This is a genomic window from Microbulbifer sp., from assembly GCF_051659245.1.
In the GTDB taxonomy this organism is placed as follows: domain Bacteria; phylum Pseudomonadota; class Gammaproteobacteria; order Pseudomonadales; family Cellvibrionaceae; genus Microbulbifer.
Genome location: NZ_JBOFOC010000088.1, coordinates 1 through 15011, shown reverse-complemented (window position 1 = coordinate 15011; position 15011 = coordinate 1). Strand labels below are relative to the sequence as shown.

The window sequence follows — 15011 nt, the reverse complement described above, 5'->3', positions numbered from 1 at the left end:
GGCCGCGATCGGTCTGTAGGGTAACCACCTTTGATCGCGGCCATGGGCCGCTCCTACAATTTGCGAGCCCCGAGCCCCGAGCCCCGGGGTCCCGAGTCCCGGGTCCCGGGTCCCGGAATTGCGGGCCTGCGGCCCGCTTGCGGAGCTGGAGCTCCGCGGTCCCGGGGACTCAAAGCAAGTGCAGCAGGTGCGAGAGCAGCAGCAACAGCGCCACGAGTTGCCAGAACAGCAGTGGATTGCGCTCCATCAGCGGGCGGTCTTCTCCCGCGGTGAATTCCGAATTAGGGGTGTGCAGGTCGTGCACGAATTCCGACAGCGCCGGATAGCGGTGGCGCGGGTCCGGAGCGCAGGCCTTCCGCAGTGCGCCGTCTATCCACTCGGGAATATCGGCGCGGTGTTGCCGGGCGCTGATGTACTGCATCCCGGCGTAGCTTTTCAACTGGTAGTGGCGGCTGCCGAAGCGCTCCCGGTAGGGGTAGTGACCGGTGAGCAGTTCGTAGGTGATCACGCCCAGGGAAAAGATATCCGAGCGGTGGCTGGGACTGTCGCCGAAGAAGTACTCCGGGGCGGCGTAGTTCTTGCTGCCCGGCGGCGTGCCGTCGCGGAAGCGCAGGTGTTCCGCCAGGCCCGCGGCATTGGCGCCGCCCAGGTCGATCAGTTTCAGGCGGCCGTCCCTGGTAAGCATGATATTTTCCGGCTTCAGGTCTCCGTGAATAATCTCCATCCGCTGTAGCCGGCGCAGGGCGCTGACCAATTGGCCGATAAAGTCGCGCACCTGCTCCAACTCCGGCCGGGGGTTCAACTGCATCCACTGGCGCAGGTTCTGGCCGTCGATCGCCTCCATTACATGGTAGAGAAACTGCCGCCCGGACTTGGGTGGATGGATTTTGATGATGCCGGGGTGGTCCAGGCGGCGGCCAGTCCACTCCTCGGCGATAAAGCTCTCGATATAGGCCGGGTCGTCGGCAAAGTTGACCGATGGGGTTTTTATCGCGCAGAGAGTGCCGGTTTCCGTGTCCCGCGCCAGGTACAGCTGGCTGCGGGGGCTCGCCTGCAGCTCCTGCAGGATCAGGTAGCCGTCCAGTTTGTTGCCCGGGCTCAGGTCCGGGGGAAAGGGAAGCTGGCGGTTGTGGGCCAGCAGGTCGTCTCCCTCCGGCTGGGCCACCCGCTCAACCCGGCACACGGCCGCGCTCAGGTTGTCGCCGGAACCCGCGGCCAGAGCGGCGTCCACCAGGACCCGGGCCGGATCGTCATCCCCGCGCTGCAGGATTTCCGCCATCGTCGCCGGGGGCAGGTATTCGTGCACACCGTCGCTGGTCAGCAGGTAGATATCCCCGGGGTGCAGGGGCTCGCGGCGGTAGTCCACTTCCACATGGGCGTCCATTCCCAGGGCGCGGCTCAAAAAGGTCCGGCCGGGGCCGAGGGCGCGGCTGTGGTCGCGGGTGAGACATTCCAGTCTGCCGTCGCGCAGCCGGTGGATGCGGGAGTCGCCGATATGGATCAGGTGGGCACTGGCGCCCTTGAAGATGACCGCGGAGAAAGTGGTGAGCCAGCCCTGGGTTATCTCCCCGCCGCCCCCCTGGCGGTGGAGCCAGCCATTCAGGGATTGCAGCACCCGCGCCGCGGCCTGTTTTATGGTCCAGGTCTCGGGGGTGCTGTAGTAGTCGGATAGGAAGCCGCTGACCGCCGCCCGCGCCGCCGCGCCACCGGCTTCCGCAGAGGCGACGCCGTCGGCCACCGCGGCCAGGGCGCCGCGGTAGCGCAGTTCGACACCGCCGGGCACGCAGGTCGCGCAGGCATCGTCGTTGTTCTCGCGACGGCCGGCGAGGGAGGCGCTGAAAAATTCCAGCGACCCTTTTTCCCTCTCCCCCGGCCCCTCTCCCGCAAGCGGGAGAGGGGAGTGTTCGGTATCAAGCGACATCGATCAGCGACACGCTGCCGTCCGGCAGTACTTCGGCCATGTGCCCCTCGGGTTCTTCCATCAGAAGGGTGACGGCGAAGCCCAGTACCGCGGTGGCGGCGATCACCAGGAAGAAGACCTGGTAGGAAACCAGGCTCAGCACGGTGAGGTAGAAAACCGCACCGACATTGCCGTAGGCGCCGGTCATACCGGCGATCTGGCCGGTGAGGCGGCGCTTGATCAGCGGCACCACCGCAAACACCGCGCCTTCGCCCGCTTGCACAAAGAAGGAGCAGGCCATCGCCGCGCATACCGCCAGGTACAGGGGCCACTGCGCATTGATCTGGCTCATAGTGAAATAGCCCAGCGCCAGGCCGACAACCAGGATCAGCAGGGTGGACTTGCGTCCATAGCGGTCGCTGAACAGCCCCCCGGCGGGGCGCGACACCAGGTTCATGAAGGCGTAACCGGAGGCCAGCAGGCCGGCCTTAACCGGGTCCAGCTCGAAGGTTTCGGAAAAGAACAGGGGCAGCATGGAGACCACCGCCAGCTCGGAGCCAAAAGTGGCGAAATAGAGCAGGTTGAGCACCGCCACCTGTTTGAATTTGTAGCGGTGGATGGGTGCCGGCGGGTTGGTGAATACCTCGCGGTTGATGCTCCAGGTCTTTCTGGCGTCGAGCAGATAGAGAAGTCCCAGGCCACAGTAAATCACAGTGGCCCAGAAGCTGGAGATCATGTTGACGCCCGAGGAGAGCTTCCAGGTGAGCAGCGCCAGCGCCGCGTACATGGGCAGTTTCATTACCAGCAGCAGTACGAAATCCCCCGTGCTGGTCACTTCCATGGCACCGATTTTCTTCGGCTTGAAATAAGTGGAGCCCTTGGGGGTGTCTGTAACCGTGGCGTAATAGATAAAGCTGTACACCAGCGCGATCACACCGGTGAGGCCGATGGCGTAGCGCCAGCCGTCGTCGCCGCCGAAAATCAGCGCGACGGTGGGCAGGGTCATGGCCGCGGCGGCGGAGCCGAAATTGCCCCAGCCGCCGTAGATGCCCTCGGCGGTGCCCAACTGGCGCGCCGGGAACCACTCGGACACCATGCGGATACCCACCACAAAGCCCGCGCCGATAAAGCCGAGCAGGAAGCGGCCCACGGCGGCCTGCGCGAAGCTGTCCGCCAGCGCGAAGATGAAACAGGGCACGCTGCCCACCGCCAGCAGCAGCGAATAGGTGAGGCGCGGGCCGTATTTGTCGGTGAGCATGCCGATGACGATGCGCGCCGGGATGGTCAGCGCCACATTGAGGATCAGCAGGGTTTTCACCTGGTCCGGGGTGAGCGACAGGCTGTCGGCAATGGCCATCAGCAGCGGCGCGTGGCTGAACCAGGCGAAGAATGAGATAAAGAAGGCCACCCACGTGAGGTGGAGGATTTTGGTTTTCCCGCGGAAGGAAAACAGGTTCAGGGTATCGCTGGACATGGTGGTTTCCTTTTATTCGATTTTTCCGCGGGCATAAAAAAAGCCCACGGGTTCGGCCCTGGGGCCGCTGCCGGTGGACTTCGTTGTCCGTTCATTGATTTTTTGCCATTGGGGCGAGTACAGGGTTCGCCCCTACAAGCAAATCGTCATGTGGGTTTGGTATTCAAATTACGTGCCATCACTTTTGGCGCTGCAGGAACTCCTCAGTCTGCCGGTACAGCTCCGGGCGGAATGCCCCCGCGGCCTGCGGATTTACCTGGGAGAATTCCCGGCAGAGTTCCAGCAGCTGGGCTGCCTTTTCCTCTGTGGGGCGGCCGTAGTCCCCATCGGCGAACAGGTGCCAGCCGCTATTGGCCGCGGCGTCGGAATCGCTGCGGCGGTACAGCTGGTCCGCCAGTGAGGGAGCGACCAACTCTTCCGGCAGCCCAAGGTATTCCTCCCGCGCCAGCAGCGCGGTGGCGTCCCGGCGCCGGGCGGGCTCGGCCAGCCAGCGGCAGGCCTGCAGCAGTGCGGCGCGCAGGGCCATGTGGGCAACCGGGTGGGCGCTGTGCCAGCTTTCGGTGACCGCCAGTACCTTCTCCGGCATGGCGGGCAGCAGAGTGTTGCATGGGGTGGCGATTACGCCGATGCCCCTTCGCGCGGCCATGGTGTTCCAGGGTTCACCCACGCAATAGCCGTCGATTTCCCCCCGCTCCAGGTTGTCCACCATCTGTTCCGGCGGCAGCACCAGCAACTGCAGGTCCCGATCCGGGTCGATCTCCGCGGTGCGCAGCCAGCGGCGCAGCTGCAGTGCGTGACTGGAAAAAGGGTACACGGTGGCAAAGCGCAGCGGTGCTTCGCCACTTGGGCGCGCGCGCAGGTATTCCTTCAGCGCCCGGCCGACCTGCCCGCCATCGCAGTCACCCGACGGCAGTGGCAGCTCGCGATAGAGGGACTCCGCCAGGGTGATGGCGTTGCCGTTGCAGCTCAGGATCAGGCCGCTCAGCAGTTGTTCTCCGCACTGGGGGAGGGTCTGTGCCAGGGTCAGCGGCATGGGGGCGAGCATAGCGGCGGCGTCGGCGGCGCCGCCGATCAGCTTGTCGCGCAGGGTGGCCCAGGAGGTCTCCCGTTGCAGTTGTACTTTGAGCCCGAAGCGGCTGAAAAAGCCCATTTCCCGGGCGACGATCAGCGGCGCGCTGTCGGTGAGGCGCAGGTAGAGCAGCTTGAGGTGATTCTTTTCGGGGCTCAGGGGAGTAGGCATGGGTGGCTCGATTTTTGGGGCTGAAGGCTCATTTTTTGGGCTGAGGGCTCATTTTTTGGGGGTGAAGGCTCAATTTCCGGGCTGAAGATGTTGAATGATTCGCTCCGCCACCACGCGCATGGTGGCGTTACTGCTCATGGCCAGGTTGCGCAGGGTCTTGTGCGCGGCCTCTTCGCTGAGGTTCTTCTTGGCCATCAGCAGGCCCTTGGCCCGCTCGATGGCCTTGCGTTCGTCCAGTTGCTGGCGGGTGCGCTCCAGGGACAGGCGCAGCTGTTGGTAGCTGCGGAACTGGGCCATGGCGATCTCGATCGCCGGCGCCACCCGCTCTGCGCTGATGCCCTCGGACATATAGGCGCTCACTCCGGCCTCCACCGCACGGGCGATAAAGCCCGCACCGCCGCGGGGGGAGAACATGGCTACCGGGGTGGGGTTCTGGCGGTTGATGATCGCCAGGCTTTCGAGGATGTCGCGGTCGGGGGACTCGATATCGATCAGCACGATATCCGGCCGATGCCTCTCCACATGGAGGAGCAGGCCCTCGGCGCTGTTGAGCTGGGCCAGCAGGCGATAGCCGGCCGAGCGCAACTGGGCACAGACCATTTCCGCCCGCTCGGGGTGGTCGTCGACCAGCATTATGCCGAGAGATTTATTCATCGCTATCAGTGTCTTATTGTCAGTGACCGGTCGTTGCGGTCCAGTGCCAGCAGTTCGGAGTCAAAAAAGCCCGGTGGCGCCGGGATTCTCTGCCGCGGGGAAAAAGCAATCAAAAGCTGTGCCAAACGGAGTTTCCTGGTAAACAGCCGGTGGTGGCTGTGTTACCTTTAGCGGGGTCTGAGGTTTTTGCACGCTCGTGGTGCAGGAGGTGATATGGTGGCCTGTTTTTGGTGCGAGCCTGATGTCTCTGCCTTGTTTTGGGCCTTGTGAGGGTGCGACAGTCGATGGCATGATGATTGCGGTGCATTTTGGTGTGATCTTGAAACCGAACTTGAGCGTTCTCCCGGAGGCTGCCAGCTCAGGACATCCAAACCGATAGAAACAAATATTCACAAACACCGAGCCCTCAAACCTAAGTTCTCCGAATAGGGTTTGTTGGCCGTGAACCGGTCTGCCCGGTTCACCAGGGTCGGCGGAGAAATCCGTCGGCCTCCCGAACTTGGAAAGGCGTTTGATGCTAGAAGATAACCTCGGACGCAGGTTCTATTACCTGCGCCTGTCCGTGACCGATGTGTGCAACTTCCGCTGCAACTACTGCCTGCCGGAAGGCTACACCGCGGCGGACGACAGCCCTCACCTCACCGTCGCCGAGGCGGCGACGGTGATCCGCGCCTTTGCCAGCCTGGGCACGCAGAAAGTGCGCCTGACCGGCGGAGAGCCCTCCCTGCGCGCCGACCTCCCGGAAATCATTGCCGCCGCCAAAGGCACCCCCGGCATCCGCCGCGTGGCGGTGACCAGCAATGGCTACAAGCTGCCCAGGGTGATCGATTGCTGGCGGCGGGCGGGTCTGGACCAGCTCAATATCAGCATCGATAGCCTGCAGCCGGACGAATTCGCGCGGATTACCGGCCACGACTGCCTCCCGAAGGTGCTCGAAGGAATCGACCGCGCCCTCGAACTGGGCGTGACCACCAAGGTCAACGCGGTGCTGCTCAGCGACGGTGCGGGGCGGCGCCTGCGGGACTTCCTGTGCTGGCTCCGGGACACACCGGTCACCCTCCGCTTTATCGAACTGATGCGCACCGGGGACAACCGGGAATTCTTTGCCAGCAATCACCTGCGCGGCGAGACCATCGAACAACAGCTGGTGCGCGACGGCTGGCAACTGCTGCCCCGCGAGCGCGACGCCGGCCCGGCGCGGGAATACAGCCACCCCGACTACCGCGGGCGCATCGGCCTGATTACCCCCTACAGCGAGGATTTCTGCAGCAGCTGCAACCGCCTGCGGATTTCCGCCCAGGGCCGCCTGCACCTGTGCCTGTTTGCGGAACAGGGCATGGACTTGCTCGAAGAGATCCGCCGCGGCGACACCGAGGTGCTCGCGGAGAGAATTCGTGCGCTGGTGACACAAAAGGCACCCAGTCACTATCTGCAGCAGGAGCGGGTGGGAGCCACGCGCAACCTGGCGATGCTCGGTGGCTAGTGGATTGAAAGTCTGCCCGGTGGTGCTGGCCGGCGGCCAGTCGCGCCGGATGGGGCGCGACAAGGCGCTGCTGCAATTGCCCGACGGGCAGACCCTGTTGCAGCGGGCGCAATCGCTGCTGCGCAATCTGCGGGCTCCCGGAGACGTGGAGTTCCTGCCACCGCTGGTCAGCGGAGACCGTCCCGGCGGCATTGCCGATAGCGCCGTTGCCCGCGGACCCTTGGGCGGCCTTCGTTCGGTGGCCGAACACCTCCGCCGGGAACAAATAGCCTGCGATGCTCTGCTGGCGATTCCGGTGGATATGCCGCTGCTGGGGGCGGAGCAGCTGGAAAAACTTTGCGCCGAAGGGATTGGAAGCGGAGAGGGGGCACTCTGTTTTGGCCGCTGTTATCTGCCGCTGTGGCTGCGCCTGGATGAATCCAGCCGCGATTACCTTCAGGGGGCCATAACGCCGGGAAACGATGCCTCGATAAAGGCGCTGATCAGGGAATTGGGAGGGCGGCAGCTGGAAATGCCGCCGGGAAACTGGCACATCAACCTGAATCGCCCGGATGAGTTTTCAGAAATCTACGGAGCGGTTATTTTTGAAAATTGAGAGAATTTCAATGCAGCAGACAGAGAAAGGCACAGCGCTAACCATTGCCGTACTCACGGTATCCGATACCCGCACTGAAGAGACGGACACCTCCGGCCAATACCTGACTGAAGTTGTCGGGTCTGCCGGCCACCAGCTGTGGGAAAAGAAAATTGTTCCCGACGATATTTACCAACTGCGCGCCCGGGTTTCCCAGTGGATCGCCGAGCCAGAGGTACAGGTAATCCTGACCACCGGCGGTACCGGCTTCAGCGGCCGCGATTCCACTCCCGAGGCACTGGCACCGCTGTTCGACAAACAGGTGGAGGGCTTTGGCGAACTCTTCCGCGCGATTTCCTTTGAGGAAATCGGCTCCTCCACCATCCAATCCCGCGCCCTGGCGGGAATCGCCAACAACACCCTGATCTGCTGTATGCCCGGCTCCACCGGCGCCTGCCGCACCGCCTGGGAAAACATCCTCCGCGAACAGTTGGATTCGCGGCACCGCCCGTGCAATTTCGTTGCGCACCTGAAGGGGAGGGCACAGTAATGAGTTTGACGCACCTCAACCGGCGCGGCGAGGCCAGTATGGTGGATGTCACCGACAAGTCGGTGACCGAGCGCAGTGCACGCGCCGAATCCTGCGTGCAGATGAGTGCGGATGCCTTTGAACAAATGCTCGCGGGGCAGAATAAAAAGGGCGACGTGCTGGCCACCGCGCGTATAGCCGGCATCCAGGCGGCGAAAAAAACTGCCGACCTGATCCCCCTCTGCCATCCACTGGCGCTCACCAAGGTGCAGTTGGATTTTGTTTTGGAGCGCGAGACCCTCAGCGTCAGAATTCTCAGTTTCTGCCGCCTGGCCGGGCGCACCGGGGTGGAAATGGAAGCGCTGACCGCGGCTTCGGTGGCGGCGTTGACTATCTATGATATGTGCAAGGCGGTGGACCCGGCCATGGTGATCGGTCCCACCCGCCTGCTGGAAAAAAGCGGCGGCAAGCTGGGTCACTGGCGACGGGCACCGGACCTGGAGGAGGAGTAATGGTGATCAGGGTATTGTTTTTCGCCGGGCTGCGGGAAAAGCTCGATTGCGCCGCGCTGGAGGTGGACAGTGAGGGCCTCGAAACCCTGGCGGATCTGCGTGAGAAACTGGGCGAGCGCGGCGATCCATGGCGGCGGGCGCTGGCGGACGCCAGCCTGCAGATGGCGCTCAACCAGCATCTCGCTACGGCGGCCAGCCCGGTGGCGGCCGGCGACGAAGTGGCCTTTTTTCCGCCAGTCACCGGGGGTTGAAAAATGGCTGTCTCGGTGGCTGTACAGCTGGAGGCTTTCGATGTGGGCGCGGAGTATGCCCGGTTGCGCGCGGGGAATACCCGCGACGGCGCCGCGACGATGTTTGTGGGTTCGGTGCGCGATTTTAACCTGGGTACCGGCGTCAGCCGCCTGGAGCTGGAGCACTATCCCGGTATGACCGAGCGGGTGCTGGGGGATATTGCCGAACAGGCGCGCCGGCGCTGGCAGCTCGGCCGGGTGCGCATCGTGCACCGGATCGGCCCCTTGGACCCGGGTGAGGATATCGTCTTTGTGGGGGCCAGCGCGGAACACCGCCAGGCGGCACTGGATGCCTGTGCTTTTATCATGGACTGGCTGAAGAGCCGCGCCCCTTTCTGGAAAAAAGAAAGAGGTGCGGGCGGCGAACGCTGGGTGGAGGCGCGGGAGAGTGACCGGGAGGCGCTTGAAAAGTGGTAAAAAATCCTGTTCCCCGGAATTTTTTGCTGCCTGTTTCTGCTCTCCGTTCTGCTGTTATTACTGGGCCGTTATTGACGAGTTGCAACTGCTTGCGGAGCGCTTCGGGCAGGTGACTGAAAGGAGGGTGACCGTCGCGGAAAACCACCGGCGCCTCTCCGCAGCGCAAACCCCCTTTCCGCAGCGGATATCAGACTCTCCGTCGGCCGGCCCTCCCCGAACAGCCTGCTCAACTGACTGCCGGCGACTCTGGTAGACAGTCGCCCCTGGACGAGGGCCGCGTGCGTCTGTACCTGGACTATGATGATCGGAAACTGTGGACGGAAATCTCCAAATATTCCTGGAAAGGTTACAGTTGAAACCTGGACAATCACTTTTTGCACAGTTCAAGGCGGGGAGTTTGCAGGGGCTGTAGAGGAAGTCAGGTTGTTCTTTGAGCACCGATCTCGATGCGAAATCCCACAGCTTGTACTACATGTTATAAGTCTTACTAATTGCCTGTTATTAATGAATTTGCTTTTCATCTTCTTCGAGGACGTTTACACTCTCGCCGATCTGGTCTGACCAATTATTTTTGAAGTAGTAACAACAGGGAATAGTTTAATTTGTAACTAAATAACAGTTATTGGAGGGAGCACTGCGGTGATTATAGCGATACCAAAAGAGTCCGCGGCGGGTGAAGCGAGAGTGGCCGCCACGCCGGAATCTGTGGGGCGCCTGCGCAACCTGGGTTTTTCCGTGGCGGTGGAAAAGGGGGCCGGTGCTCCGGCCAGCTTTACCGACGCGGCCTACCGTGAGGCCGGGGCGGAAATCCGTGACGATATTAAAAGCTGCCTGGACGGGGCGGGCCTGGTACTCAAGGTACAGGCACCCACCGACAGCGAGCTGGAACTGATCCCCTCGGGGACGACCCTGGTGGCCTTTCTCAAGCCGGCGCAAAGTCCCGAACTGCTGGAAAAACTGGCTGAAAAAAATATCAACGCACTGGCTGTGGAATCCGTTCCGCGCATATCCCGCGCGCAGAAAATGGATGCCCTCAGTTCCATGGCGAATATTGCCGGTTACCGCGCGGTGATCGAAGCTGCGCACAATTTCGGGCGCTTCTTTACCGGGCAGATTACCGCTGCGGGCAAGGTGCCGCCGGCCAAGGTGCTGGTGATTGGCGCCGGCGTGGCCGGGCTCTCCGCCATCGGCACAGCCAAAAGCATGGGCGCCATAGTGCGCGCTTTCGATACCCGCGCCGAGGTGCGCGAGCAGGTAGAGTCCATGGGAGCGGAATTCCTCACTGTTGAAATCGAGGAGGAGGGCTCCGGCACCGGCGGCTACGCCAAGGAAATGTCCGAGGAATTTATCGCCGCGGAAATGGCCCTGTTCCGCGAGCAGGCCAAAGAGGTGGACATCGTTATTACCACCGCGCTGATTCCCGGCAAGCCCGCGCCCAAGTTGTGGCTGGCGGACATGGTCGACAGCATGGCCGAGGGCTCGGTGATCGTGGACCTGGCGGCGGAGAACGGCGGCAACTGTGATTACACGGTAAGCGGCGAAAAGGTGGAAAAAAGTGGTGTGACCATTATCGGCTACACCAACCTGCCCAGCCGTGCGGCCACCCAGTCCTCCAGCCTCTATGCGACCAACCTGGTTCACCTGCTGAGCGAGCTCACCCCGGAAAAAAATGGCGAGATCACTATCGATTTCGACGACGAGGTGATCCGCGGTGCGACTGTGGTGAAGGAGGGCGAGGTTACCTGGCCGCCGCCCCCGCCCAAGGTTTCCGCGACGCCGCAGAAAAAAACAGAGCCGGTGGCTCAGGTGGAAGCGGAGAAAAAACCTGAAAAGAAAAAATCGCCCCTGTCGTTGCTGGTTTTCTGGCTGGTGGCGGGCGGCCTGCTGCTGGCTCTCGGACGGGTGGCACCGGCGGAGTTCGTATCCCATTTCACCGTATTCGTTCTCGCGGTGTTCGTGGGCTGGCAGGTGATCTGGAATGTAACTCACGCGCTGCACACGCCGCTGATGAGTGTCACAAACGCCATTTCCGGCATTATTGTGGTGGGCGCACTGTTGCAGGTGGGGGGCACTGGCTCAGGCCTGGTGACCCTGCTCGCATTCATCGCGGTACTGGTGGCAAGCATCAACATCTTCGGCGGTTTCTTCGTGACCTACCGCATGCTGAAAATGTTTCGTCGCTAAGGAAAAAGGAGAAAGACAATGAACGGTATGATTTCCATGGCTTATCTTTTTTCCGCGGTGATGTTTATTTTGAGCCTCGGAGGATTGTCCAGCCACGAGACCGCGCGCCGCGGCAATATCTACGGCATGGTGGGTATGGCGGTGGCGATTATCGCCACTATTGCCGCTATCGTTTCCGGCGCCTACTGGATGGTTGCGCTGGCGATGGTGGTGGGGGCGGTGATCGGCCTGTCGCTGGCGCGACGGGTGGCGATGACGCAGATGCCGCAGATGGTGGCACTGCTGCACAGCTTTGTGGGCCTGGCGGCGGTGCTGATCGGCTGGGGCGGTTTTCTCGATCCCCGGGTACAGCTCACCGGTGCCGAACATATTGTGCACAATACCGAAATCTACCTGGGGGTATTTATCGGTGCGATCACCCTCACCGGTTCTCTGGTGGCCTTCGGCAAACTGCAGGGGCTGGTTTCCAGCAGACCGCTGACCCTGCCCGCGCGGCACTGGCTCAACCTGTTGGCGCTGGTGGCGACCGTGGTACTGGGCGCGCTGTTTGTGCCGGCGGACCTCTCCCCGGGCACGGTGATCAACCTGCTGATCATGACCGCCATCGCCCTGTTGCTGGGTATTCACCTGATCGCCGCCATCGGCGGTGCCGATATGCCGGTGGTGATCTCCATGCTCAACAGCTACTCCGGCTGGGCCGCCGCGGCCACCGGCTTTATGCTGGGCAATGACCTGCTGATCGTGGTGGGCGCGCTGGTGGGTTCCTCCGGTGCCATCCTCAGCTACATCATGTGCCGCGGTATGAACCGCTCCTTTGTCAGCGTGATCCTCGGCGGCTTCGGCTCCGACGGCAGCGCGGAAGTGGAGGGAGATATCGACGGCGAGGTGCGCGAAACCTCCATCGACGAACTGGCGGACGACCTGAAGGCGGCCGACAGCATCGTAATTACCCCCGGCTTCGGTATGGCCGTGGCCCACGCCCAGCAGGCGGTGAGCGATATCACCGACAAGTTGCGCAAAGCGGGCAAGACGGTGCGCTTCGGCATCCACCCGGTGGCCGGCCGCCTGCCCGGGCATATGAACGTGCTGCTCGCAGAGGCCAATGTGCCCTACGACATAGTGCTGGAAATGGACGAGATCAACGGCGATTTTCCCGATACCGACCTGGTGCTGGTGATCGGCGCCAACGACACCGTCAACCCGGACGCGGTGGAAAAGCCCGGCTCCCCCATCGCCGGTATGCCGGTGCTGGAAGTGTGGAAAGCGGACAAGGTGGTGGTGCTCAAGCGCTCCATGGCCTCCGGTTATGCCGGCGTAGCCAACCCGCTCTTCTACAAGGAGAACGCGCGGATGCTGTTTGGCGATGCCAAGGACAGTTTGCAGGCGGTGCTGGGGAAATTGACAGGTTAATTCCAACCGTCAGTTTATAACAGCCTATCTTCCGTTGAGTGTCTCGCTCCCCATCTGACCCGGGTTGCGCGTAACCCGGGTTTACCTTTACTCTTCCACTGCCTTGGCCGCTCTGTATTGCAGAGCGGTCGGTTTCGCCGGAGAGCCTTTCAACCTGTTTATCAGGGAAAAATACAAGAATAACCTTCCAGCATGTGCCGGAGCTGATCGTGGCCGGCAATGCGATTGGTAATCTTCGAGGTCTCCAAAAAATTACAACAAGGGACCTTGGATATGGACGTTTTTTTCCGCCGCTTGAGTCTATCGACTTTCTTTGCCCTGAGTGCTTTTGTCCTCGCCGCCTGTGGCGGCGGTGGTGGCAGCAGTGATAGCAATAACTTCAGTAGCAGCAGTAATAGCAGCAGTGGTTCCGGCACCTGGGAACCTGGTGTCTTCCTGCCAGCGTCGACTTTCGCAAGCCAGTGCGTGAATCCGCGTAGCGGTACCAACCCTGAGACAGGTGCTCCCTATAGTGATGTGCAGGGTACCCGCCTGGACGAGAACAACTGGCTGCGCTCCATGAGTAACGATCTCTACCTGTGGTACGACGAGATCGAAGACAAGGATCCCGCGGACTTCAACGATTCCATCGACTACTTCAAACAGCTGCAAACCTTCGCCCTGACACCGACCGGAGCGGAAAAAGATAGGTTTCACTTCACGGAGCCGACCGAGGACTGGGTCGCCCAGTCCCAGTCCGGCGTTTCGGTGGGCTACGGGTTGGAATGGGCGCTGCTTGAGCGAGATCCCCCGAATCGTAGGGCGGTGGTGGCCTACACGGAAACCGAGGACGGTTCCGGCCTGCCGGCTGTTGTGACGCGCGGCGCGGAAGTCTTGTCCGTTGATGGTGTTGTGCTTGCCAACGGGGATGACGTGGACACCTTGAATGCGGGTATGTGGCCGTCGGAGAAGGGAGAAAGGCATACTTTCGAACTACTGCCCCTGGGCGCGACCGACCCGGTAGAGATCACCCTGGTCGCCGACGCCGTTACTTCAGAACCGGTACAGCATGTCAAAGTCATTGATGGAGCCATGGAGCGCCGCATCGGCTATATGCTGTTTAACGACCATATCGCCACGGCGGAGCCGGCGCTGGTGGAGGCGGTCAATGAGCTTAGGAGTGAGGGGATCGACGAGTTGGTGCTGGATATCCGCTACAACGGCGGCGGCTACCTGTATATTGCCAGCCAACTGGCTTACATGATCGCGGGAGATGTGCCCACGGAGGGACAGCCGTTCGAGCAGGTAATCTGGAACGACAAGCATCCGGAAACCGATCCGGTTACCGGCCGGCCGCTGACGCCCGCCCCCTTCTACAACGTTACCTCCGACAACAGCAGCCTGCAGGCGGACCTGCCGCTGCCTGCGCTGGACCTGCCACGGGTGTTTGTGCTGACCAGTGGCGGCACCTGCTCGGCGAGCGAGTCGATCATGAACAGCCTGCGCGGCGTAGGCGTCGAGGTGGTCCAGGTGGGCGCCACTACCTGTGGCAAACCCTACGGCTTTTACGGCCTGGACAACTGCGGCACTACCTATTTCACGATTCAGTTCAAGGGAGTGAATGCCAAGGGGTATGGCGACTACACCGACGGCTTTTTCCCCGACGGCAGCACTGGGACCGATGCGGACCTTCCCGGCTGCAGGGTGGGCGACGATTTCACCCACCTGCTCGGAGATGAAAACGAGGCCCGGCTAGCTGCCGCGATTCACTATATTGAAACCGGCTCCTGCCCGGAAATTCCGGCGACGGCCTTTGCTCGCGGCGCCATAGGCGGCTCACTGTCGGATACCGATGCGCGGGTTCTCAAATCCATCTGGCGCAGCAACCGGATCATGGTGAGGTAAGTCGATGAAAGTTTCCGCATATGCCAAGTACGCCCTCGTCACCCTGTTGCTGACCGCCTGCAGTTCACAGCCGGCGCAGGGAAACCCTGTCCCCGCGCTGCGCGTTGATGTGAGTCGGGAATCCAATGTCGAGCTGGAGAGAGTGGTTTCCGAGGCCCTGCACGGCGCCCCGGTGACCCTGGCAGAGGATGCATTCACCGGCGAGAGCACCCTGATTATCGAGCGCAACCCGCCACAGAACCTGCAACAGCGCCCCCTCCAGGGGCGCGATATGGACCGGCCCAAGAAATTCCGGTTGCTGCTCAGCGGCGAGCGCTGCTGGCTGGAGCGGGAGTCCGACGGCGAGCGTTGGGAACTCGTGCAGACCAAGTGCGTACCTGCCGGCGGTTAGAGTTTTCTTGCATGTTGTTGTAGGAGCGGCCCATGGCCGCGATCGGCCTCGCTTACGTAGCGCAGACCG

General features: G+C 62.1%; 14 protein-coding genes and 1 riboswitch. Of the genes, 10 read left to right on the top strand and 4 right to left on the bottom strand.

Annotated features, from left to right (window positions below):
* Positions 1–169: 169 nt before the first annotated feature.
* The 4 genes from ACRC0P_RS09585 to ACRC0P_RS09570 form a co-directional block, all read right to left on the bottom strand.
* Entirely contained in the window at positions 170–1921 is a 1752-nt protein-coding gene (locus tag ACRC0P_RS09585) for a protein kinase domain-containing protein (protein WP_438630265.1), read from the bottom strand.
* Positions 1911–3374, bottom strand: a complete 1464-nt coding sequence (locus tag ACRC0P_RS09580; RefSeq protein ID WP_438630263.1) for a NarK family nitrate/nitrite MFS transporter — start codon at positions 3372–3374, stop codon at positions 1911–1913. The genes ACRC0P_RS09585 and ACRC0P_RS09580 overlap by 11 nt, the downstream gene beginning before the upstream one ends.
* A gap of 178 nt (positions 3375–3552) precedes the next feature.
* Positions 3553–4614, bottom strand: coding sequence for a CmpA/NrtA family ABC transporter substrate-binding protein (locus ACRC0P_RS09575; RefSeq protein ID WP_438630261.1), 1062 nt, complete (start codon positions 4612–4614; stop codon positions 3553–3555).
* 69 nt (positions 4615–4683) lie between these two features.
* Positions 4684–5268, bottom strand: a complete 585-nt coding sequence (locus tag ACRC0P_RS09570; protein ID WP_438630259.1) for an ANTAR domain-containing response regulator — start codon at positions 5266–5268, stop codon at positions 4684–4686.
* A gap of 384 nt (positions 5269–5652) precedes the next feature.
* Positions 5653–5794, top strand: a riboswitch (molybdenum cofactor riboswitch).
* On the opposite strand from ACRC0P_RS09570, the gene moaA reads away from it, so the two are divergent.
* The 10 genes from moaA (at position 5783) to ACRC0P_RS09520 (ending at position 14942) form a co-directional block, all read left to right on the top strand.
* Positions 5783–6751 (top strand): GTP 3',8-cyclase MoaA, encoded by a 969-nt coding sequence (gene moaA, locus ACRC0P_RS09565; RefSeq protein WP_438630257.1) that lies wholly within the window; start codon positions 5783–5785, stop codon positions 6749–6751. It overlaps the preceding riboswitch by 12 nt.
* A complete protein-coding gene (mobA, locus tag ACRC0P_RS09560) occupies positions 6744–7346 on the top strand; it encodes a molybdenum cofactor guanylyltransferase (RefSeq protein WP_438630255.1) in 603 nt (200 codons plus the stop codon). The genes moaA and mobA overlap by 8 nt, the downstream gene beginning before the upstream one ends.
* 10 nt (positions 7347–7356) lie before the next feature.
* Positions 7357–7875, top strand: coding sequence for a molybdenum cofactor biosynthesis protein B (gene moaB, locus ACRC0P_RS09555; RefSeq protein WP_438630253.1), 519 nt, complete (start codon positions 7357–7359; stop codon positions 7873–7875).
* Positions 7875–8366 (top strand): cyclic pyranopterin monophosphate synthase MoaC, encoded by a 492-nt coding sequence (gene moaC, locus ACRC0P_RS09550; RefSeq protein WP_438630251.1) that lies wholly within the window; start codon positions 7875–7877, stop codon positions 8364–8366. Before moaB ends, moaC begins: the two co-directional genes overlap by 1 nt.
* On the top strand, positions 8366–8617 hold the full coding sequence (gene moaD / locus ACRC0P_RS09545) for a molybdopterin converting factor subunit 1 (protein WP_438630249.1): 252 nt from the start codon (positions 8366–8368) through the stop codon (positions 8615–8617). Before moaC ends, moaD begins: the two co-directional genes overlap by 1 nt.
* A gap of 3 nt (positions 8618–8620) precedes the next feature.
* Positions 8621–9073: a molybdopterin synthase catalytic subunit MoaE gene (moaE, locus tag ACRC0P_RS09540; RefSeq protein WP_438630247.1), complete on the top strand. Its 453-nt coding sequence runs from the start codon at positions 8621–8623 to the stop codon at positions 9071–9073.
* 639 nt (positions 9074–9712) lie between these two features.
* Positions 9713–11257 (top strand): Re/Si-specific NAD(P)(+) transhydrogenase subunit alpha, encoded by a 1545-nt coding sequence (locus tag ACRC0P_RS09535; protein WP_438630245.1) that lies wholly within the window; start codon positions 9713–9715, stop codon positions 11255–11257.
* Positions 11258–11275: 18 nt separating this feature from the next.
* Complete coding sequence (gene pntB, locus ACRC0P_RS09530) at positions 11276–12667, top strand: Re/Si-specific NAD(P)(+) transhydrogenase subunit beta (RefSeq protein WP_438630243.1); 1392 nt, start codon at positions 11276–11278, stop codon at positions 12665–12667.
* Between the two features lie 273 nt (positions 12668–12940).
* Positions 12941–14551, top strand: coding sequence for a S41 family peptidase (locus tag ACRC0P_RS09525; RefSeq protein ID WP_438630241.1), 1611 nt, complete (start codon positions 12941–12943; stop codon positions 14549–14551).
* A gap of 4 nt (positions 14552–14555) precedes the next feature.
* A complete protein-coding gene (locus ACRC0P_RS09520; protein ID WP_438630239.1) occupies positions 14556–14942 on the top strand; it encodes a hypothetical protein in 387 nt (128 codons plus the stop codon).
* The last annotated feature ends 69 nt before the right edge of the window (positions 14943–15011 follow it).